21 protein-coding genes are annotated in these 16,952 nt (G+C 73.5%); 5 read left to right on the top strand and 16 right to left on the bottom strand.

What is annotated here, in order from left to right; translation table 11 throughout:
* Positions 1 to 105: 105 nt before the first annotated feature.
* Both JQC91_RS07880 and JQC91_RS07885 read right to left on the bottom strand, forming a co-directional pair.
* Positions 106 to 918 carry an ABC transporter permease gene (locus tag JQC91_RS07880; protein WP_203286252.1) on the bottom strand — a complete coding sequence of 271 codons (813 nt, stop codon included), beginning with the start codon at positions 916 to 918 and terminating at the stop codon, positions 106 to 108.
* Positions 915 to 1,853, bottom strand: a complete 939-nt coding sequence (locus JQC91_RS07885) for an ABC transporter permease (protein ID WP_203286253.1) — start codon at positions 1,851 to 1,853, stop codon at positions 915 to 917. The genes JQC91_RS07880 and JQC91_RS07885 overlap by 4 nt, the downstream gene beginning before the upstream one ends.
* Before the next feature lie 98 nt (positions 1,854 to 1,951).
* Here JQC91_RS07885 and JQC91_RS07890 point away from each other — a divergent pair, with 98 nt between their 5' ends.
* On the top strand, positions 1,952 to 2,644 hold the full coding sequence (locus JQC91_RS07890; RefSeq protein ID WP_203286254.1) for a pyridoxamine 5'-phosphate oxidase family protein: 693 nt from the start codon (positions 1,952 to 1,954) through the stop codon (positions 2,642 to 2,644).
* Between the two features lie 281 nt (positions 2,645 to 2,925).
* Here JQC91_RS07890 and JQC91_RS07895 read toward each other — a convergent pair whose 3' ends face one another.
* From JQC91_RS07895 to JQC91_RS07920, 6 genes are all read right to left on the bottom strand, one after another.
* On the bottom strand, positions 2,926 to 3,411 hold the full coding sequence (locus JQC91_RS07895; protein WP_203286255.1) for a YcgN family cysteine cluster protein: 486 nt from the start codon (positions 3,409 to 3,411) through the stop codon (positions 2,926 to 2,928).
* Complete coding sequence (locus JQC91_RS07900) at positions 3,401 to 4,321, bottom strand: bifunctional riboflavin kinase/FAD synthetase (RefSeq protein WP_203286256.1); 921 nt, start codon at positions 4,319 to 4,321, stop codon at positions 3,401 to 3,403. The genes JQC91_RS07895 and JQC91_RS07900 overlap by 11 nt, the downstream gene beginning before the upstream one ends.
* A 109-nt stretch (positions 4,322 to 4,430) precedes the next feature.
* A complete protein-coding gene (locus JQC91_RS07905; RefSeq protein ID WP_203286257.1) occupies positions 4,431 to 4,883 on the bottom strand; it encodes a MaoC family dehydratase in 453 nt (150 codons plus the stop codon).
* A 108-nt stretch (positions 4,884 to 4,991) separates the two neighbouring features.
* Complete coding sequence (locus JQC91_RS07910; protein ID WP_203286258.1) at positions 4,992 to 5,876, bottom strand: TIGR01459 family HAD-type hydrolase; 885 nt, start codon at positions 5,874 to 5,876, stop codon at positions 4,992 to 4,994.
* A gap of 7 nt (positions 5,877 to 5,883) precedes the next feature.
* Positions 5,884 to 6,801 carry a manganese-dependent inorganic pyrophosphatase gene (locus JQC91_RS07915; protein WP_203286259.1) on the bottom strand — a complete coding sequence of 306 codons (918 nt, stop codon included), beginning with the start codon at positions 6,799 to 6,801 and terminating at the stop codon, positions 5,884 to 5,886.
* Positions 6,802 to 6,894: 93 nt separating this feature from the next.
* Positions 6,895 to 7,050: a hypothetical protein gene (locus JQC91_RS07920; RefSeq protein ID WP_203286260.1), complete on the bottom strand. Its 156-nt coding sequence runs from the start codon at positions 7,048 to 7,050 to the stop codon at positions 6,895 to 6,897.
* A gap of 141 nt (positions 7,051 to 7,191) precedes the next feature.
* Between JQC91_RS07920 and JQC91_RS07925 the strand changes: the two genes are divergently transcribed.
* Together JQC91_RS07925 and JQC91_RS07930 are read left to right on the top strand one after the other, a co-directional pair.
* Positions 7,192 to 7,842, top strand: coding sequence for a DUF2161 family putative PD-(D/E)XK-type phosphodiesterase (locus JQC91_RS07925; RefSeq protein WP_203286261.1), 651 nt, complete (start codon positions 7,192 to 7,194; stop codon positions 7,840 to 7,842).
* Positions 7,839 to 8,672 carry a DMT family transporter gene (locus JQC91_RS07930; RefSeq protein WP_343069928.1) on the top strand — a complete coding sequence of 278 codons (834 nt, stop codon included), beginning with the start codon at positions 7,839 to 7,841 and terminating at the stop codon, positions 8,670 to 8,672. The genes JQC91_RS07925 and JQC91_RS07930 overlap by 4 nt, the downstream gene beginning before the upstream one ends.
* Here the strand turns inward: JQC91_RS07930 and JQC91_RS07935 are convergent.
* On the bottom strand, positions 8,642 to 9,085 hold the full coding sequence (locus tag JQC91_RS07935) for an NUDIX hydrolase (protein WP_203286263.1): 444 nt from the start codon (positions 9,083 to 9,085) through the stop codon (positions 8,642 to 8,644). The two genes, JQC91_RS07930 and JQC91_RS07935, sit on opposite strands and share 31 nt — an antisense overlap.
* Before the next feature lie 46 nt (positions 9,086 to 9,131).
* Between JQC91_RS07935 and JQC91_RS07940 the strand changes: the two genes are divergently transcribed.
* A complete protein-coding gene (locus JQC91_RS07940; protein WP_203286264.1) occupies positions 9,132 to 9,851 on the top strand; it encodes an alpha/beta hydrolase in 720 nt (239 codons plus the stop codon).
* Positions 9,852 to 10,175: 324 nt separating this feature from the next.
* Here JQC91_RS07940 and JQC91_RS07945 read toward each other — a convergent pair whose 3' ends face one another.
* On the bottom strand, positions 10,176 to 10,451 hold the full coding sequence (locus JQC91_RS07945; protein WP_203286265.1) for a GNAT family N-acetyltransferase: 276 nt from the start codon (positions 10,449 to 10,451) through the stop codon (positions 10,176 to 10,178).
* 65 nt (positions 10,452 to 10,516) lie between these two features.
* Here JQC91_RS07945 and JQC91_RS07950 point away from each other — a divergent pair, with 65 nt between their 5' ends.
* On the top strand, positions 10,517 to 11,371 hold the full coding sequence (locus JQC91_RS07950; RefSeq protein WP_203286266.1) for a bile acid:sodium symporter: 855 nt from the start codon (positions 10,517 to 10,519) through the stop codon (positions 11,369 to 11,371).
* Positions 11,372 to 11,411: 40 nt separating this feature from the next.
* Here the strand turns inward: JQC91_RS07950 and JQC91_RS07955 are convergent, their stop codons facing one another.
* The 6 genes from JQC91_RS07955 to JQC91_RS07980 all read right to left on the bottom strand — a co-directional run bounded on the left by JQC91_RS07955 (position 11,412) and on the right by JQC91_RS07980 (position 16,547).
* The gene (locus JQC91_RS07955) at positions 11,412 to 12,050 is read right to left on the bottom strand and encodes a DUF1684 domain-containing protein (protein ID WP_238941371.1); all 639 of its coding nucleotides are present in this window, start codon (positions 12,048 to 12,050) and stop codon (positions 11,412 to 11,414) included.
* Positions 12,043 to 12,672 carry a 3-oxoacid CoA-transferase subunit B gene (locus JQC91_RS07960; protein ID WP_203286267.1) on the bottom strand — a complete coding sequence of 210 codons (630 nt, stop codon included), beginning with the start codon at positions 12,670 to 12,672 and terminating at the stop codon, positions 12,043 to 12,045. The genes JQC91_RS07955 and JQC91_RS07960 overlap by 8 nt, the downstream gene beginning before the upstream one ends.
* A 10-nt stretch (positions 12,673 to 12,682) precedes the next feature.
* Entirely contained in the window at positions 12,683 to 13,705 is a 1,023-nt protein-coding gene (locus JQC91_RS07965; RefSeq protein WP_203286268.1) for a PAS domain-containing protein, read from the bottom strand.
* Between the two features lies 1 nt (position 13,706).
* Positions 13,707 to 14,444 (bottom strand): CoA transferase subunit A, encoded by a 738-nt coding sequence (locus JQC91_RS07970; RefSeq protein ID WP_203286269.1) that lies wholly within the window; start codon positions 14,442 to 14,444, stop codon positions 13,707 to 13,709.
* 91 nt (positions 14,445 to 14,535) lie between these two features.
* A complete protein-coding gene (locus tag JQC91_RS07975) occupies positions 14,536 to 15,636 on the bottom strand; it encodes a class II histone deacetylase (protein ID WP_203286270.1) in 1,101 nt (366 codons plus the stop codon).
* Positions 15,633 to 16,547: an NAD(P)-dependent oxidoreductase gene (locus JQC91_RS07980; RefSeq protein WP_203286271.1), complete on the bottom strand. Its 915-nt coding sequence runs from the start codon at positions 16,545 to 16,547 to the stop codon at positions 15,633 to 15,635. The genes JQC91_RS07975 and JQC91_RS07980 overlap by 4 nt, the downstream gene beginning before the upstream one ends.
* Positions 16,548 to 16,952: the final 405 nt, after the last annotated feature.

The raw sequence follows: 16,952 nt of genomic DNA on the forward strand, positions 1-16,952 counted from the left end.
CGATGTCGTTCCCAGCCTGCACGACACGGATGCTTGCACGTACTGTGCCTTGCCGCAGCGTCCTATGCGCCCCCCCAGGGTCGGGCGCTGCCCTCGTCACGTCGCTCACGCCCGCCCCCGCCGCAGCCGTGGATCCAGCAAATCCCGCAGCCCGTCCCCCAGGAGGTTCAGCCCCAGCACCGTCCCCACGATCGCCACCCCCGGCAGCACGGCCAGCATCGGCGCCACGTAGATCATCGTCTGCGCCTCCGCGAGCATCCGGCCCCACGACACCGTCGGGGGCTGCGCCCCGAGGCCCACGTAGGACAGCGCCGCCTCCGCCAAGATCCCCAGCGAGAACTGAATCGTCGCCTGCACGATCAGCAGGTTGGCGACGTTGGGCAGGACGTGCTGCACCGAGATCAGCCCCGCCCCCTTGCCCGCCACCCGCGCGGCGGCCACGAAGTCGAGCGTCCAGAGCGGCAGCGCGCCGCCCCGCGCCACCCGCGCGAAGACCGGCACGTTGAAGAGCCCGATGGCGAGGATCGCGTTCACCGCCGACGGCCCGAACACGGCGGTGATGAGGATGGCGATCACCAGCGAGGGGAAGGCGAAGATCAGGTCGTTGCCCCGCATCACCACCTCGTCCAGCCACGACCCCCGCCGCGCGGCGGCCAGCAACCCCAAGGGCACCCCGAACGCCATCCCGATCCCCACGGCTAGAAGCGCCACGGCGATCGACGTCCGCGCGCCCGCCATCAGCATCGCCGCCAAGTCCCGCCCGAGGTGGTCCGTCCCCAGCCAGTGCGACGCCGACATCCCCTGCAGCCTGGACCCGACGTCCACCCGCGCCACCTCGCCCGGCAGCCAGACGAGCGAGACCAGCGCGGCCAGCCCCGCCGCCCCCGCCAGCAGCGCCCCGATCCACAGCGCCCTCATCGCCGCAGCCTCGGGTCTGCCCACGCATAGGCGACCTCCACGAGGAACGTGACGCAGATCACCGCCGCCACCAGCAGCATCGTCACCGACTGCACCACGATCAGGTCGCGCTGGGTGATCCCTTGGAAGATCAGCCGCCCGAGGCCCGGCAGGAAGAACACGTTCTCGATGATGATCGCGCCCGCCAAGAGGAACGAGAACTGCAGCCCGAGGATCGTCAGCACCGGGATCAGCGCGTTGCGCAGCGCGTGGCGCAGCAGCACGCCGCGCCGCGACAGCCCCTTGGCCCGCGCCGTCCGCACGTAGTCCGCGTCCAGCGTGTCGAGCAGCGCCGAGCGCAGGACGCGGGCGAGGATCGACGCCTGCGGCAGCGCCAAGGCCACCGCCGGCAGCGTCAGCGCCTTGATCGCCGCGAGCGGGTCGCCCCAGCCTGGGAACCCCCCGGCCGAGAACCATTGCAGCGTCACCGCGAAGAGCAGCACCAGCAGCATCGCGAACCAGAAGTTCGGCACCGCGATGCCCAGCTGCGTCGCGCCCATCACGCCCCAGTCCGCCGCGCCGCCCCGGTTCGCGGCGGCCACCAGCCCCACGGGGATCGCCACCACCACCGTCAGGAGCAGGGCATACAGGGCCAGCGGCGCGCTCACCCCGATCCGGTCCAGCACGAGGCCCGACACCGGCACGCGGTAGGTGTAGGACACGCCCAGGTCGCCCCGCAGCAGCCCGCCGACCCAGTCGAGGTAGCGGGCCACGAGCCCCCCCTCCAGCCCCAGCTCGGCGCGCAGCGCGGCCACCGTGTCGGGTCGCGCGCCGGTGCCCAGCATGAACGCCGCCGGGTCGCCCGGCACGCCCTGCAGCATCCCGAAGATCACCACGCTCGCCACGACCAGCGAAAGGCCGAGCGAGAGGGCACGGAAGGCGAGGGCGCGGAGCATCGCCCGCGACGCTGCCGCGTCCCTCACGCCGGGGCAAGCCGCGTCACGTCCCCGCGAGGCGGATTGCGCGGCGCGGGCCCGGCGGCGCACAGGAGGGCATGGACCACGCAGCCCCCGCATCCGCCCCGACCTCGGACGTCGCCTTCTCCCCCGCCGTGAAGGCCGAGCAGGCCCGCCGCGGCACCCGCCCCGCGATGGAGCGGCTCGAGGCGCATGGCGGCTTCCGCACCGGCACGGAGCGGCTGCGCGCCTTCCTCGCCGAATCCCGGTCCGTCGTGCTGGCCAGCGCCTCCGCCGACGGCCAGCCCTACGTCCAGCACCGGGGCGGGCCGCCGGGCTTCCTCCGGGTGCTCGACGACGACCGCATCGGCTTCGCCGACCTCGCGGGGAACGGGCAGTACGTCACCGCGGGCAACCTATCCGAGAACCCCCGCGTCCAGATCCTCGCCATCGACTACATGCGCCGCCGCCGCGTGAAGATCTGGGGCACGGCGGAGATGTCCGCCGACCCGGCCCTCCTCGCCCGCCTGTCGCCGGACGACGCCTCCGCCGACCGCGCGGTGGTGGTGACCGTGACCGCGTGGGACCTGAACTGCCCCCAGCACATCCCGCAGCGCTTCGAGGCCGGGGACGTCGCCGCCGCCGTGGCCGAGCGCGAGTCGCGGATCGCGGAGCTGGAGGCGAAGGTCGCGCGCCTCGAGGCCGATGCCCGGATGTCGGAGGCCGACGCCCGCGTGGCCGCGGGCCGCTCGTGGTCGACGGAGGGCTGCGCCGGAGCGGGGGACGACTGAGCGCGGCCACCGCCGGTACGCCCGCCGTCCGGGCGAAACAGACCGTCCGCACCCTTTCCGCTGACTCGCGCGCGCGGCACGGCTATGCCCTCGCCGGGGAGAGGGGTTCGCGATCCGCGCAGGCCCGGGCCGCGCGGATCGCATCCCGCACGTACGGGGCGGACGACGGGGCGGACGCGATGCGCCGCCCACGGGACCGTGCGCCCGGCCCCATTCGAGGGGGGAAATTTCAGGATCTGCTGGCCCCGGCGGTCTCCGCCGGGGTCAATTCGCCCACGGGGTCACGCCCCGCCCGTCGGCTCCTCGATGACGTGGTCCTCCCACTCCTCGTCGGGCACGTCGAACTCGGACACGGTACGGCCCCGCAGGCTCGCGCCCGCCGCGTGGGGGCTGCCGGGGTCGCCGGTCAGGAGCGGGTGCCACCACGGCAGCGCCCGCCCCTCGTGCAGGCGGCGGTAGGCGCAGGTCTCGGGGAAGAAGTAGACCACGTCGGGCAGGCTCGCGGGCGTCAGCACCACGCAGTCCGGCACGAAGGCGCGGCGGTTCTCGTAATGCGCGCAGCGGCAGGTCGCGTCGTCCAGCAGGCGGCAGGCGATGTCGGTCAGAGCGACCTCGCCGGTCTCGTCGTCCTCCAGCTTGTTGAGGCAGCACTTGCCGCACCCGTCGCACAGCGCCTCCCACTCCCGCTGGGTCATCGACCTGAGCGGCTTCTCCCAGAAGCGGTCCCGCAGGCCGCCCCGCGGGATCGGGTCGTCCTCAGAGCGCATCGAGCACGGCGCGGGCCTCGCGCCCGTCCCCCTCCATCCGCGCGACCAGCGCGTCCACGCCGTCGAACGCGAGCTCGGGGCGCAGGAACTCGACCAGCGCCACCGACAGGGGCGCGCCGTAGAGGTCGCCGGCGAAGTCGAAGAGGAAGGTCTCGAGGTTGGGCAGATTGTCCCCGAACATCGGGCGCACGCCCAGCGAGGCGACGCCCCGGTGCCTGCCCCGATGCGGCCCGTCCAGCACGTCGACGAGCACGGCGTAGACCCCCAGCTTCGGCAGGTGCAGCCCGCTCAGGTCCATGTTGGCGGTGGGCCAGCCCAGCGTCCGGCCTCGCTTCTCGCCGTGGATCACCGGCCCCTCGATCCGGTGCCAGTGGCCCAGCATCGCGGCGGCGTCGCGGGGCCGCCCCTCCGAGAGCGCGGCGCGGATCGCGGTCGAGGACACCTCGCCCACCGGCCCGTCCACGAGGTCGGCGACGGTGACGCCGAAGCCCAGCCGGGCGCCCCCCTCGCGCAGCGTGTCGGCGTCGCCCGCCCGCCTCGCGCCGAAGCGGAAGTCCGCCCCGACGACCACGTGCGACAGCCCGAGGCCCCCCGCGATCACGTCCTCCATGAACGCCTCCGCCGTCAGCGGGCGGATCGCGTCGAAGGGCAGCTCGAACAGGTGATCCACGCCGATCTTCTGCAGCCGCGAGGCCTTGGCGGCGGGCGACATCAGGCGGAAGGGCGGGGCGTCGGGCTGGAAGACCTCGCGCGGATGCGGCTCGAAGGTGAGGACGCCGAGCGGGGCACCGATGCGGGCGAGATCGATCACGTGGCGGTGGCCCAGATGCACCCCGTCGAAGTTGCCGATCGCGGCGGAGGCGCCGCGCATCGGCTCGGGGAGGGGGTCGAGGGAGCGGTGCACGCGCATGGCGGCGGCGTAGCGGCGCGCCGGGGGGCGCGCAACCGCGCGGGGGTCCGTGAATTACGTGAAGACCGGCGGCGCGGCGGCGTGAAGAACGTGAAGCTTGGCGCCCCGGTCAGTCGAACTTGGCCGACGGCACGAGCACGGTCGCGTCGCCCTTGAGCACGGTCTTGCCGCCCACCTCGCACCACGTCTCGAGCGACGCGCGGCGGCGGCGGTGGTCGACGTCGACCACCTTCACCACCGCCTCGACCCGGTCGCCGGGCCGGACGGGGGCGAGGAACTTGAGCGACTGGCCCAGGTAGACGGTGCCGTGGCCAGGAAGCTGCTCGCCGATCACGGCGGAGATCAGCGCGGCGGTCAGCATCCCGTGGGCGATCCGCCCCTCGAAGATCGTGTCGCGCGCGTAGTCGTCGTCGAGATGCACGGGGTTCCGGTCGGTGGACACCTCGGCGAACAGCTCGATGTCGCGGTCCGTCACGACCTTGGCGAGCCGCCGCTCCATTCCGATTGCGATCTCCTCAATGGTGATCGTGCCGCGCGGCAGGTTGTGGGTCGTGTCGAGCATGGCTGCGCCCTCCGGAATCCGGCCTTCCGGAGAGGTAGCGCGATTGCCGCGACGCGGCAAGCCTTCGCGCAACAAAGATGCGCGAGGATAGCGGTCGGGGCGCTTTCGTTACCGGAGCGTCCCCATCACGAAGGTCGGCGACAGCCCCTCCGCGGCGAGATACGCCTCCAGCTTCGCCGGGTCGGGATCGCCGCCCACCGCCGTGCCCGTCTCCTCCGCGCCGAGGCCGCCGGACAGGAACAGCAGGTCCAGGTCCTCCCCCATCGCGCCGCGCGCGTCCGTGGCGGGGCCGTCGCCGATGGCGAGGATGCGCGAGTCCGGCACGTCGCGGATCGCGGCGAGGCGGCGGCGGGCGAGGTCGTAGATCGGGGGGTGGGGCTTGCCGAAGTAGAGGCTCTCGCCGCCCATCTCGGTGTAGAGCGCGGCCACGGCGCCGGCGCACCACTCGCGCCGCCCGCCGCGATCCACGACGATGTCGGGGTTCGCGCAGAGCAGCTTCAGGCCCCGGATCTTGGCGTCCAGCAGTTGGGGCCGGAGGGTCGCGGGGTCGGCGTAGGGATCCTCGGGGCCGAGGCAGACGATGCCCTCGGCTTGCGCCAGCGGCACGCGCTCGACGGGCAGCGGGTCGGTCACGATGGCGGGCGGGTCGAAGAAGCCCGCGTCGGCATCCATGACGGCCTGTCCCATCTCGTAGACCTTGGTCCCCACCGCGCCGTTGAACAGCGCGACGCGGGCGGTGTCGCCCGAGGTGGCGATGGTGTCGCAGGCATCGGCGGGGACGCCGATCCCGTCGAGTTGGCGGAGCACGCCCGCGCGGGGGCGGGGCGAGTTGGTGACGAAGACCACGATGCCCCCGCCCGCGCGGTAGGCGCGCAACGCCTCGACCGCGCCGGGATAGGGCCGCACCCCGTCGTGGACGCAGCCCCAGAGGTCGACGAAGAGGGCGTCGTAGTTCGACGCGACCTCGGCGAGCGACGAGACGATCCGGGTCATGCGCGCCTCACAGCTTGAGCGCCGGGATGATCTGCTTCTTGCGGCTCATGACGCCCGGCAGGACCACCGTGTCCCCCCCGACCGTCACGTCGAAGGAGTTCTGCGCCACGTCCTTCACCAAGGGGTTCGGGATCAGCATCGTCGCCTCCTCGCGGAGGATGTCGACCACGAAGAGCAGCACCTGCTGCACGCCGTCCTCCTCGGCCACCTCCGGCATCGCCGCCATCAGCGCGTCCTTGCGCGACAGCACCTGCCCCGGCGAGGTGGTCTCGAGCACGGAGACGCGGAAGGTCACGCCGTCCACCTCGAACGCCTTGCTGTCCATCCTGAGCAGCTCCGCCTCGGAGAAGGCCGACACGTCGGACTTCGCGGCGAACATCTCGGCGGCGTAGTCGGGGATCGAGACGCCCAGACCTTCGGCCAGCCGCTCGGCCAGCGCGCGGTCCGCGTCGGTGGTGGTGGGGGAGCGGAACTCCAGCGTGTCCGACAGGATGCACGAGAGGGCGGCGCCGCGGACGCCCTCGGGCGCCTCGTGCAGCGCGTCGCCCATGATCTCCGCCATCACGGTCACGGTGCAGGCGTAGGGCCGCATCACCACGTCGATCGGGGCCTTGGTCTCGATCCCGCCGAAGAGCTTGTGGTGGTCGATGATCTGCCGGACGTCCGCCTCGCCGATGGAGGCGGGCAGCTCGGCCGGGTTGTTGGTGTCGACGATGACGACCGGCTGGCCCGCCTCGACGTCGGCGACGATCTCGGGCTTCTCCAAGGACCACCGGTCGAGCACGAAGGCGGCCTCGGTGTTCGGCTCGCCGAGCAGCACCGGGCGGGCCTCGGTGCCCTGCCGGCCCAGCCACCACGCCCACACGATGGGCGCGCCGGTGGAGTCGGTGTCGGGAGCCTTATGGCCAAGGACGAGCGTGGTCATCGGGGGTCCTCCGGTCGGACGGGTCGGGCGTTGGGCGCGCCCATAGACCCGTCCCCGGAGGATGTCACGAGGCGCGCCGGGCGCCCCGCCGCGTCACCCGTCGGAGGAGGTGGCCTCCGCGGCGGCGAGCAGCGCCTCGATCTCGGAGGCGCGCGCCGCCCGCTCGTCGGGCACGCCCGCGAGGACGCCGGACAGGAGCCCGACCCCGAGGAGCGTCGCGGCGAGCAGGTGCTGGAACGTGATGGTCATGCCGATCCCTCCGCAATCTGGAACCAATGCGCCTCCTTCGGCGCCTTCGTGTCATATCCACGTCGAATTGGGGCGATGTGATGGCGCGGGGAGGGCCATGGCCTGTTCACGCCCCGGCTCGGTGGTCTACCGCCGGACGGGATGCCCGAGACCGACCTCTATCCGCCGATCAAGGCCTTCCTCGAGGGCCAAGGCTACGCCGTGAAGGGCGAGATCGGCCCCGCCGACGTGGTCGCGGTGCGCGGCGACGAGCCGCCGGTGATCGTGGAGCTCAAGGCGGCGTTCTCGCTCGCGCTGGTCCATCAGGCCATCGACCGGCAGGCGGCGACCCCCCACGTCTACGTCGCGGTGCCGCGGCCCGCGGGGAAGCGCGGCTGGTCGGCGCTGAAGGCGAACCTGAAGCTCGCCCGCCGCCTCGGGATCGGGGTGCTCACGGTGCGGGGCGCGACGGTGGAGCCGCTCTGCGATCCGGGGCCGTTCCAGCCGCGCCTGCTGGCGCGTCCGCGCGAGCGGCTGCTGCGGGAGTTCGCGGCGCGGCGGGGGGACACGACCCCCGGGGGCACGCGCGGCGGGGTGGTGACGGCCTACCGGCAGGACGCGCAGGCGCTGGCGCGCCACCTCAGCGTGGCGGGGCCGTGCAAGGGGTCCGCGGCCAAGGCGGCCACGGGCGTGGCGCGGGCGACCACGATCATGCGGGACAACCACTACGGATGGTTCGAGAAGGTCGGCCTCGGGACCTACGCGCTGTCCGAGGCGGGGCGCGCGGCGCTGCCGCGGGTGGCCGCCGAGTGAGCCGCACCCTCGTGCTGGCCGCGCTCGCGATGGCGATGCTGGCGGCCAACTCGCTGCTGACCCGCGCGGGCGTGCTGGACGGCACCGATCCGCTGTCCTTCGCGGCGATCCGGGTGGGCGCGGGGGCGGCGGTCCTCGCGCTGCTGGTCCGGGGGCGCGTGCCGGTGGCGGCATCGCGGCTCGGGGCGGCGGCGGCGCTCGTGGTCTACCTGCTGGGCTTCTCGCTGGCCTACCGGACGCTCGACGCGGGGCTGGGCGCGTTGATCCTGTTCGGGACGGTCCAAGTGGCGCTGCTGGGCATGGGGCTGGGGCTGGGCGAGCGTTTCACCGCGCTCCGCTGGGCGGGGATGGCCGTGGCCGGCCTCGGCCTCGGCTGGCTGCTCTGGCCGGACGAGGCGGCGGGCGCGCCCGTGGACGTGGCCCTGATGGTCGCGGCGGGGCTGGGCTGGGCGGCCTACACCTATGCCGGGCGGGACGAGCCGTCCCCCTTGGGCGCCACGGCGGCGAACTTCGTGCTGGGGGCGGGGCTGATGGCCCTGACCCTGCCGCTGTGGTGGGGGGCGCCGGTGACGCCGCTGGGCGCGGGCTGGGCCGTCCTGTCGGGCGCGGTGACGAGCGGGCTGGGCTACGCGCTGCTCTACCGCGTGCTGCCGCGGATGGGCGTGGCGGCGGCGGGGGTGATGCAGCTCTCGGCGCCGGTGATTGCGGTGGTGGGCGGGGCGGCGCTGCTGGGCGAGGACGTGACGGGGCGGATGCTGGGGGCGGGGGCGCTCGTGCTGGCGGGCATCGCGCTGGCCGTTCAGGGGACGATCCGCTCCAAGGGGTCGTAGGGGACCGTCGCGCCGTCCCATGCGACGTCGGCGAGGGCGGACGGCTTGTGGCGCAGCGCGGCGAGGTCGGCGCGGGCGGCCCAGCGACGCCGGGTGACGACGCCCTCGGGATCCCGCCAGCCGTCGTCCAAGGCGCCCGCGCGGAGGCGGCAGCGGAAGAACACCTCCACCTGATGGAAGCCGCGGTCGGGGTCGTGGAACTCGTTGACGAGGCAGGGGGCATCGACGCGGACGGCGAGGCCCGTCTCCTCGTGGACCTCGCGGATCAGGGTGTCGGGCAGGGCCTCGTGCGGCGCGGCCCCGCCGCCGGGGCAGCACCACAGGTCCGAGCCCGCCGCGGGCGGGTAGGCGTTGACGAGGAGCAGGCGGTCGCGGTGGACGAGGACGGCGCGGGCGGCGAGGCGGATCGGCATGGCCCCCCGCCTAGCGCGCGGGGCGGCGGGGGCCTAGGTGGGCGGGATGCGCCGGCTCGCCCTCCTGTCCCTCCTCGCGGCCCCGGCCGCCGCCCAGCCGCAGCCGGACTGCGTCGTGCTGCTGCACGGGCTGGCGCGGTCGGGGGCGTCGATGGCGGTGATGGCCGAGGCGCTGGCGCTGGAGGGCTACCGGGCGGTGGTCGCGAACTACGACAGCACCGGCGCGCCGATCGACGCGCTGGCCGCCCGCGCGATCCCGCCCGCCCTCGAGACCTGCGGGGACGCGCGCACCCACGTCGTCACGCATTCCATGGGCGGCATCCTCTACCGCGTCCACGCCGCGACCGAGGGGCCGGTGGACGGGCGCGTGGTCATGCTGGCGCCGCCGAACGGCGGGTCGGAACTGGTCGACGCGCTGTCGGACCTGCCGCCGTTCGAGTGGATCAACGGGCCGGCCGGGTCGCAGCTGGGGACCGACGGGCTGCCCGCCGGCCTGCCGCCGGTGGTGGGGGAGGTGGGCGTGATCGCGGGGGACCGGTCGCTGAACCCGGTCTACTCCGCGGTGCTGCCGGGGCCGGACGACGGCAAGGTGTCCGTGGAGGCGACGCGCGTCGAGGGGATGGCGGACCACATCGTGCTGCCGGTGACGCACACGTTCATGGCCAACGCGCCGGTGGTGATCGGGGAGGTGCTGGCCTTCCTGCGGACGGGGGCGTTCGATCCGGAGCTGGGCACCTACGAGGTGCTGGAGGGGCTCGTCGACTGACGGCGAGCGGCGCGCGGTCGAGGCGAGCGATGGCACCGTCCGGAGGAGGCGTCCCCCGTGCATACGCGGGGTGCCGGACCGGATGCGGCGAATTCGATCCAGTTTCGAGACGCTCGCGCCCCCGATTCAGTCGATCGCATGCGAAGCATGGACGGACGCTTAAGGCGGCGGCGGCGGGGGGTGGGCCGGGACGGCGAGGGGCGGCCCGGCGGTCGCGGACGGAGACCCCCTCGTCCGGTCGACGCCGCACGGGATCACCGAGCGACGGCGCGGCGGCACGCGCTCCCGGGGGGGAGACGGTCGCGGGACGCGACGGCCCCGCGGCTACATCACCACGTCCGCCCACTCCGGATGGCGCCGCGCTTGCGCCTTCACGAAGGGGCAGAGGGCGACGATGCGGGCGCCCGCGGCGCGGGCGTCCTCCACCAGCCGGAGCGCCATCGCCTCGCCGACGCCTTGGCCGCGCATCGCCTCGGGCACGACCGTGTGGTCGGCGATCCACTGGCTGCCCGCGCGGCTATAGGTCATCTCGGCCTCGCCGCCGTCGCCCGCGACCGCGTAGCGCCCGCCGGAGCCGGTGTCCTCGAAGCGTATGTCCATGATCGGCCTCCTCGCGCCGCGGTGGGATGCTATGGTGCTAGCACGGGTGCCGGGGGGAGGGGACCATGGACGTCTTGGTGAGCGTGGGCCTGCCCCTCGCGCTGGTGGTCATCATGCTGTCGCTGGGGGTGGGGCTGCGCCCGCGCGATTTCGCGCGGGTCGCGACGCGGCCGGCGGCCTTCGCGGTCGGCGCGGCGATGCAGGTGCTGCTCGTGCCGGTGGTGACCTACCTCGTGGTGCGGGCGTTCGGATTCTCCGGCGAGCTGGCGGTCGGGTTCATGATCCTCGCGGCCTGCCCCGGCGGCGTGACGACGAACCTCCTGACCCGGCTGGCGCGGGGCGACGTGGCGCTGTCGGTGTCGCTGACGGCGGTGGTGTCGCTGCTGTCGGTGGTCACGGTGCCCGTGGTGCTGGGGATCGCCTTCGCGGCGTTCACCGAGCGCGGGGCGGGGGGGCTGGACCTGACGGGGACGGCGCTGACGATGTTCGGGCTGACGGCGGTGCCGATCGGGATCGGGATGGCGCTGCGGGCCGCGCTCCCGGCGGCGATGGCGCGGGCGGAGCCATGGCTCGTGCGCGTGTCGGCGGGGCTGTTCGCGCTGATCCTCGTGGCGGCGGTGGCCGCGAACCTCGACGTGCTCTTGGCGAACGTGGCCCGCCTCGGTCCGGCGCTCCTGCTGCTGCCGATGCTGCTCGTGGGCCTCGGCTGGGCGCTGCCCCGCCTCCTCGGGCTGGGGCGGGCGACGGCGCGCACCGTGGCCATCGAGGCGGGCATACAGAACGGGACGCTCGGCATCGCGGTGGCGGGGCTGCTGACCGGGGGCGAGGGGTTCGGGCCGCTGACGCTGCCCGCGGCACTGTACGGGATCACGATGTACGTGGTCGGCCTGCCGGCGGTGGCGGCGCTGCGGCGGATGTGAGCGTGGGCGGGTCGAGCCCCGCCCTGCGGCCGCGCGCGCATTAGGTCATCCGCTCTCCGGCCTCGACGCGGGCGGGGACGGCGTTCTCCGGCGGCGCGAGCGGGCAGGTGTAGGCCGGGTTCCAAGCGCAGGACGGGTGGTAGGCGAAGTTGAGGTCGAGGATCAGGCGTCCGTCCCGCGTGCCGAGATCCGCGCCCTTGATCGCGTCGATCAGGTAGCGGCCCGCGCCGTAGGTCTCCGTCCCCGACGTGCCGTCCCGGAGGGGCACGAACAGACCCCCGCCGTAGCCGCCGATCCACCAGACGGCGATCTCGGCGCCGAGTGCGTCCGACAGGCCCCGCGTGCGGCCCACGGGGCGCCGGACGAGGGTGCCGTCGGCGCCCAGCTCGACCGGCTCCGCCGGGCCGTCCCGCGGGTCGAGGGCGACGGCGAAGCGGAGCGCGGGGTCGTAGGGAAAGACCGGAATCGCCGCGCCGGGGCGGCGGGAGTCGGCGGGCAGGGGCGAGAGGGGGTGCTCGTGGAACAGGCGGGAGCGGGTGGCGTGCCAGTCGCGCCACGCCGCCTGCGGGTCTGGCGTCGCGCGGACGCGGGCGTGCAGGTCCTGCACCCGGCGGCGCCAGTCGGGCAGGGCGAGCGGATGGTCGGCCGATGGCGGAAGGTCCGCCAGCGGGTCAGCCAACGAGCGTGGCCTCGGTCAGCCCGCGCACCTCGTCCTCGGTCACGCCGGGGGCCAGCTCGACCAGCCGCAGGCCACCCTCGACCACATCCATCACGCAAAGGTTGGTGATGATGCGGTCCACCACGCCCGTGCCGGTCAGCGGCAGGGTGCATTCCTTAAGGACCTTGGACTGCCCATGCTTGTTGGCGTGGTCCATGACCACCACCACGCGGCCCACGCCCGCGACGAGGTCCATCGCGCCGCCCATGCCCTTCACCAGCTTGCCGGGGATCATCCAGTTGGCGAGGTCGCCGTTCTCGGCCACCTCCATCGCGCCGAGGATGGCCATGGCGATCTTGCCGCCCCGGATCATGCCGAAGGAGGTGGCGGAATCGAAGTAGGCGGTGTGCTGCAGCTCGGTGATCGTCTGCTTGCCCGCGTTGATGAGGTCGGCGTCCTCCTCGCCCTCGTGGGGGAAGGGGCCCATGCCGAGCATCCCGTTCTCGGACTGGAGGGTGACGGACACCCCGTCGGGGATGTGGTTCGACACGAGGGTCGGGATGCCGATCCCGAGGTTGACGTAGGTGCCGTCCTCCAGCTCCGCTGCGGCGCGGGCGGCCATCTGGTCGCGGTCCCAAGGCATCGCGGTCCTCCTAGAGTTCGGTCGGGCCGACGGGGACGTCGACCACGACCACGGTTCCCGCCGCGCCCCGCACCGGGGTCAGCGTCGCGTCCAGCCCGTCGCACATCTTGGCCAGCAGGCGACCGCCGATGGTCTCGGGGTCGGGGAACACGGTGTTCCGCCCCATGCCCACGCCGTCGTCCGTCACCGTTATCCGGAGCCCCCCGGCGGCGAGCCGGGCGACGCGCATCTCGACGAAGCCCTCGTCCATGCGGTCGAACGCGTGCTCGAAGGCGTTGGCCAGCACCTCCGACACGATCAGCGCGGCGCGCACCGCCGCGTCGAGGTTCACCTCGGTCGCCTCGATGTGCTGCACGAAGCGCACGCCGGGCTTGGACATCTCGTGCGCGATGGCGGCGCCGACGCGGGACAGGAGCGATCCGAGGTCGATGCCCGCCTCCTCCTGCTCGTCCGAGAGCTTCATCGACTCGTAGGCGAGCTGCATCGTCTCGAGGCGCCGCGACATCGCCTCGAAGTCGGGCTCCTCGCCCTCGTCGGAGAAGTCGCCGATCGTCTCGAGGACCATGGCGAGGTCCGTGCGGACCCGCTCGCCGATCTTGACGAGGATGTCGTCGCCGTGGGCCTTGGGGTCGTTCTCCCCCAGCTCCTTCTGGATGCCGAGGAAGTAGATGATGTTGTCGTCGCCGTCGGTGATCGGCGCGATCACGAGGCGGTTGTTGAAGGGCCGCCCGTCGGCCCGGTAGTTCAGGATGTCGACGGAGACGTCCTCGTGGTTCTCCACCGCGTCGCGGATGCGGTCGACGTCGCGCTTGGCCGTCTCCTCGCCCTGCAGGAAGCGGCAGTTCCGCCCGATCACCGCCGACCGCTGGTAGCCCGTCGTCCGCTCGAAGGCGTCGTTGACGTAGACGATGGGGTTGTCGTCGGCGCGCGGGTCCGTGAGGACCATCGCCACGCGCACGCGGCTGAAGCCCTGCAGCAGGCCTTGGCCCGAAAGGCCCTCCACGTTCACGCGCTCGTCCACGTCGTCGGGCATCTCAGGTCGATCCCGCCGCCGCGCCTTTGGCCGGGCGCACGGTCCGCTGCTCGATGCGCTTCTCGTGCTCGCCTTGGATCAGGCGGTGGACGTAGATGCCGGGCAGGTGGATCGCGTCGCCGTCCAGCGCGCCCGGCTCGACGATCTCCTCGACCTCCATGACGCATGTGCGCCCGCACATCGCGGCGGGGACGTTGAAGTTGCGCGCCGTCTTGCGGAAGATCGCGTTGCCGGTGGTGTCGGCCTTCCACGCCTTCACGATGGCGAGGTCCGCGAAGATGCCGCGCTCCATGATGTAGGTCTCGTCGGCCCCATTCGGGCCGGTGGGGAAGTCCTTGTGCTCCTTGCCCTCGGCCACCTGCGTGCCGACGCCCGTCTTGGTGTAGAAGCCGGGGATGCCGGCGCCGCCCGCGCGCATCCGCTCGGCCAGGGTGCCCTGCGGGTTGAACTCGATCTCCAGCTCGCCGGCGAGGTACTGGCGCATGAACTCGGCGTTCTCGCCCACGTAGGACGACAGCATCTTCGTCACCTGGCGGGTCTGCAGCAGGATGCCGATGCCGAAGTCGTCCACGCCCGCGTTGTTGGAGGCGAAGGTCAGGTCGCGGGTGCCCGCGTCGCGGATGGCCGAGAGCAGCAGCTCGGGGATGCCGCACAGGCCGAAGCCCCCGGCGGCGATGAGCATGCCGTCGGACAATAGACCGTCCAGCGCGGAGGCCGCGTCGGGGTAGACCTTCTTCATCGTGTCGCTCCGGTCGTCATGCGCGTGATTGGGATGGCGCAGGGGAGGGGGGGTGTCAATCGACGCGCCGGCCCGTCCCTGCGCCGTTTGGTCACGGCAGGGCGGCGGCCATCGCGTCGATCCGCGACTCGACGAAACGGGCCATCTCCGGACCCGGCTGGCGCTGGGCGAAGACCGCGGCGAAGGGGTCGGGGGCGGCGGTGCCGGACCCGGCCAGTGCGGCGATCGCGGCGTAGCCGCAGAACGGCACGTAGGCCTCGGAGTAGCCGCCCTCGTGGGCCAGCAGCAGGCGCCCGCCGCAGAGGTCGGCGGCCGCCCCCATCGCGCGGCGGGTCAGGGCGTCGAAGGTTTCGGCCGTGGCGAGCATCCGGCCCAGCGGGTCCACGACGGCGGCGTCGAAGCCGCAGGCGATCACCAGCACGTCGGGGCGGAAGCGGTCCAGCGCGGGCCGCACCAGACGGTCCCACGCGGCGAGGTAGCCCGCGTGTCCGGTGCCGGGGGGCAGGGGGAGGTTGAGGTTCGCGCCCTCGCCCTTACCCTCGCCGCGCACGTCGAACCCGCCGGTGTCGACGGGGTAGTTGTTCTCCTGGTGCAGGGAGACGGCCAGCGTGTCGGGGTCGGAGAGGTAGATCGCCTCGGTCCCGTTGCCGTGGTGGACGTCCCAGTCGACGATGGCGACCCGGTGGCAGAGGCCGTGCGCCCGCGCCCGCTCCACCGCCAGCGCGACGTTCGCCATCAGGCAGAACCCGTTGGGCCAGTCGGGCAGGCAGTGGTGGCCGGGCGGTCGGCTCAGCGCGTAGGCGTTGCCCGCCTCGCCGCGCAGCACCGCCGTCAGGCCGTCCGCCACCAGTCCCGCCGAGAGGGCCGCGATCTCGTAGCCGCCGGGCAGGAAGGGCGTCCGCATCCCCAGTTCGCCGCCGCCGTCGTCGGACTTGGCCTTGAACGCGTCGAGGTAGCTCGCCGGGTGGACGCGCAGCAGGTCCTCGTGGGTGAGCGGCGGCGCGGAGCGCTCGGCCAGCTCGTCCATCAGGCCGGTGACGCGCATCAGGTTGACGAGGCGGCGCTTGGTCTCGGGGTTCTCGGGAAGGCCGCCGACGAGGGGCTGGACGAGGTCGCCCACGGGGAAGAGGCCCGCATACTGGCCCCCGCCGTGCCAGAGGGTGCGTTCGTCGTGGAGGAAGAGCGTGGTCATGAGATCACCGTGCCCGCCTCCAGCCGCGCGGGGAAGCCCTCGGCCCGCAGGTCGGTTCCCAGCGCCTCCTCCAAGAGGCGGACGATCATGGGGGACTGGGCCGCGCCGCCATAGGCGTCGCGGGCGCGCTCGTAGGTCTTGGCCGTCGCCTCGGCGAGGTCGAGGGGGACTCCGAGCTCGGCGGCGAAGGCGCGGGCGAAGCCGAGATCCTTGAGCGCGAGGTCGATGGAGAAGCCCACGTCGCAGGAGCCGTTCAGCACCAGCGCGCCCTCGGTCTCGTGCACGAAGGAGTTGCCCGAGGACGCCCGGATCGCCCGCCACGCCGTCCCGAGGTCCACGCCGCCGCGCCTGCAGAGCATCAGCGCCTCTCCCGTCGCCTTGAGGTGGATGAAGGCCAGCATGTTGGTGACGACCTTGACCAAGGCGGCGTCGCCCACCGCGCCGATGTGGTGGATTTCGCGCCCCATCGCGGCGAGCGCGGTGCCGTGGCGGGCCAAGGTCTCCGCGTCGCCCCCCGCCAAGAGCGCCAGTTCCCCCGACGCGGCGAGGTGGACGCCGCCGGTGACGGGCAGTTCCAGCGAGGTCGCGCCCGCGTCGCGGGCCAGCGCGGCGAGGCGGAGGACGTCGTCGCGGGAGAGGGTGGAGAGTTCAATCCAGTCCTTGCCGCGCAGGTGGGGGAGCATCGCCGTCAGCACGGCGGTCGAGGCGTCGGGGTGCGGCAGGCAGGTGATCGCGTGGTCGGCCGCCGCCGCGGCTGCGGCGGGGCCGTCGGCCCACCGCGCGCCCCGCGCCAGCAGCGGGTCGGCGGCGGCGCGGTCGCGGTCGTGGACGGTGACGGCCAGCCCCGCGTCGAGCAGGCGGGCGGCGAGCGCGCCTCCCAGTTCGCCGAGGCCGATGAAGGCGTAGTGCATGGTGGTCCCTCCCGAGGGGCAGGCAGAGGGCGGCGGACCGAGCCGTCTATCCCCGTTGCGACACAGGATGGTCCGAGCGGCGCACCTGCGCGGAACGCGAGGCGCAGCCGAGCCGCGCATCGCCGGGCCGCCCCACGGCACGGCGATCCTTCTCCGCTGGCACGCCGGTCAAGCGTCGTGCGGGGGTGAGGGATAAAGCGCATCGCGGCGAGGTCGCATCGCCGCGCCACGGCCCTGCGACGCGCTTCCGTCGCCTCCCGATCCCCCGGCGGCTCCGCCTCTCCTCAGGGTGGCGGGAAGCGCACGCACCTTCCCCCGGTGCCGCGCCCCGAACCCAATGAAACAACGCCCCAAGCACCCCCTTGAACCGCGTTCGCACCGTCCCCAAATCCCCCTCACCGGACG

It is taken from the genome of Jannaschia sp. Os4 (assembly GCF_016820245.1).
Taxonomy (GTDB): domain Bacteria; phylum Pseudomonadota; class Alphaproteobacteria; order Rhodobacterales; family Rhodobacteraceae; genus Jannaschia.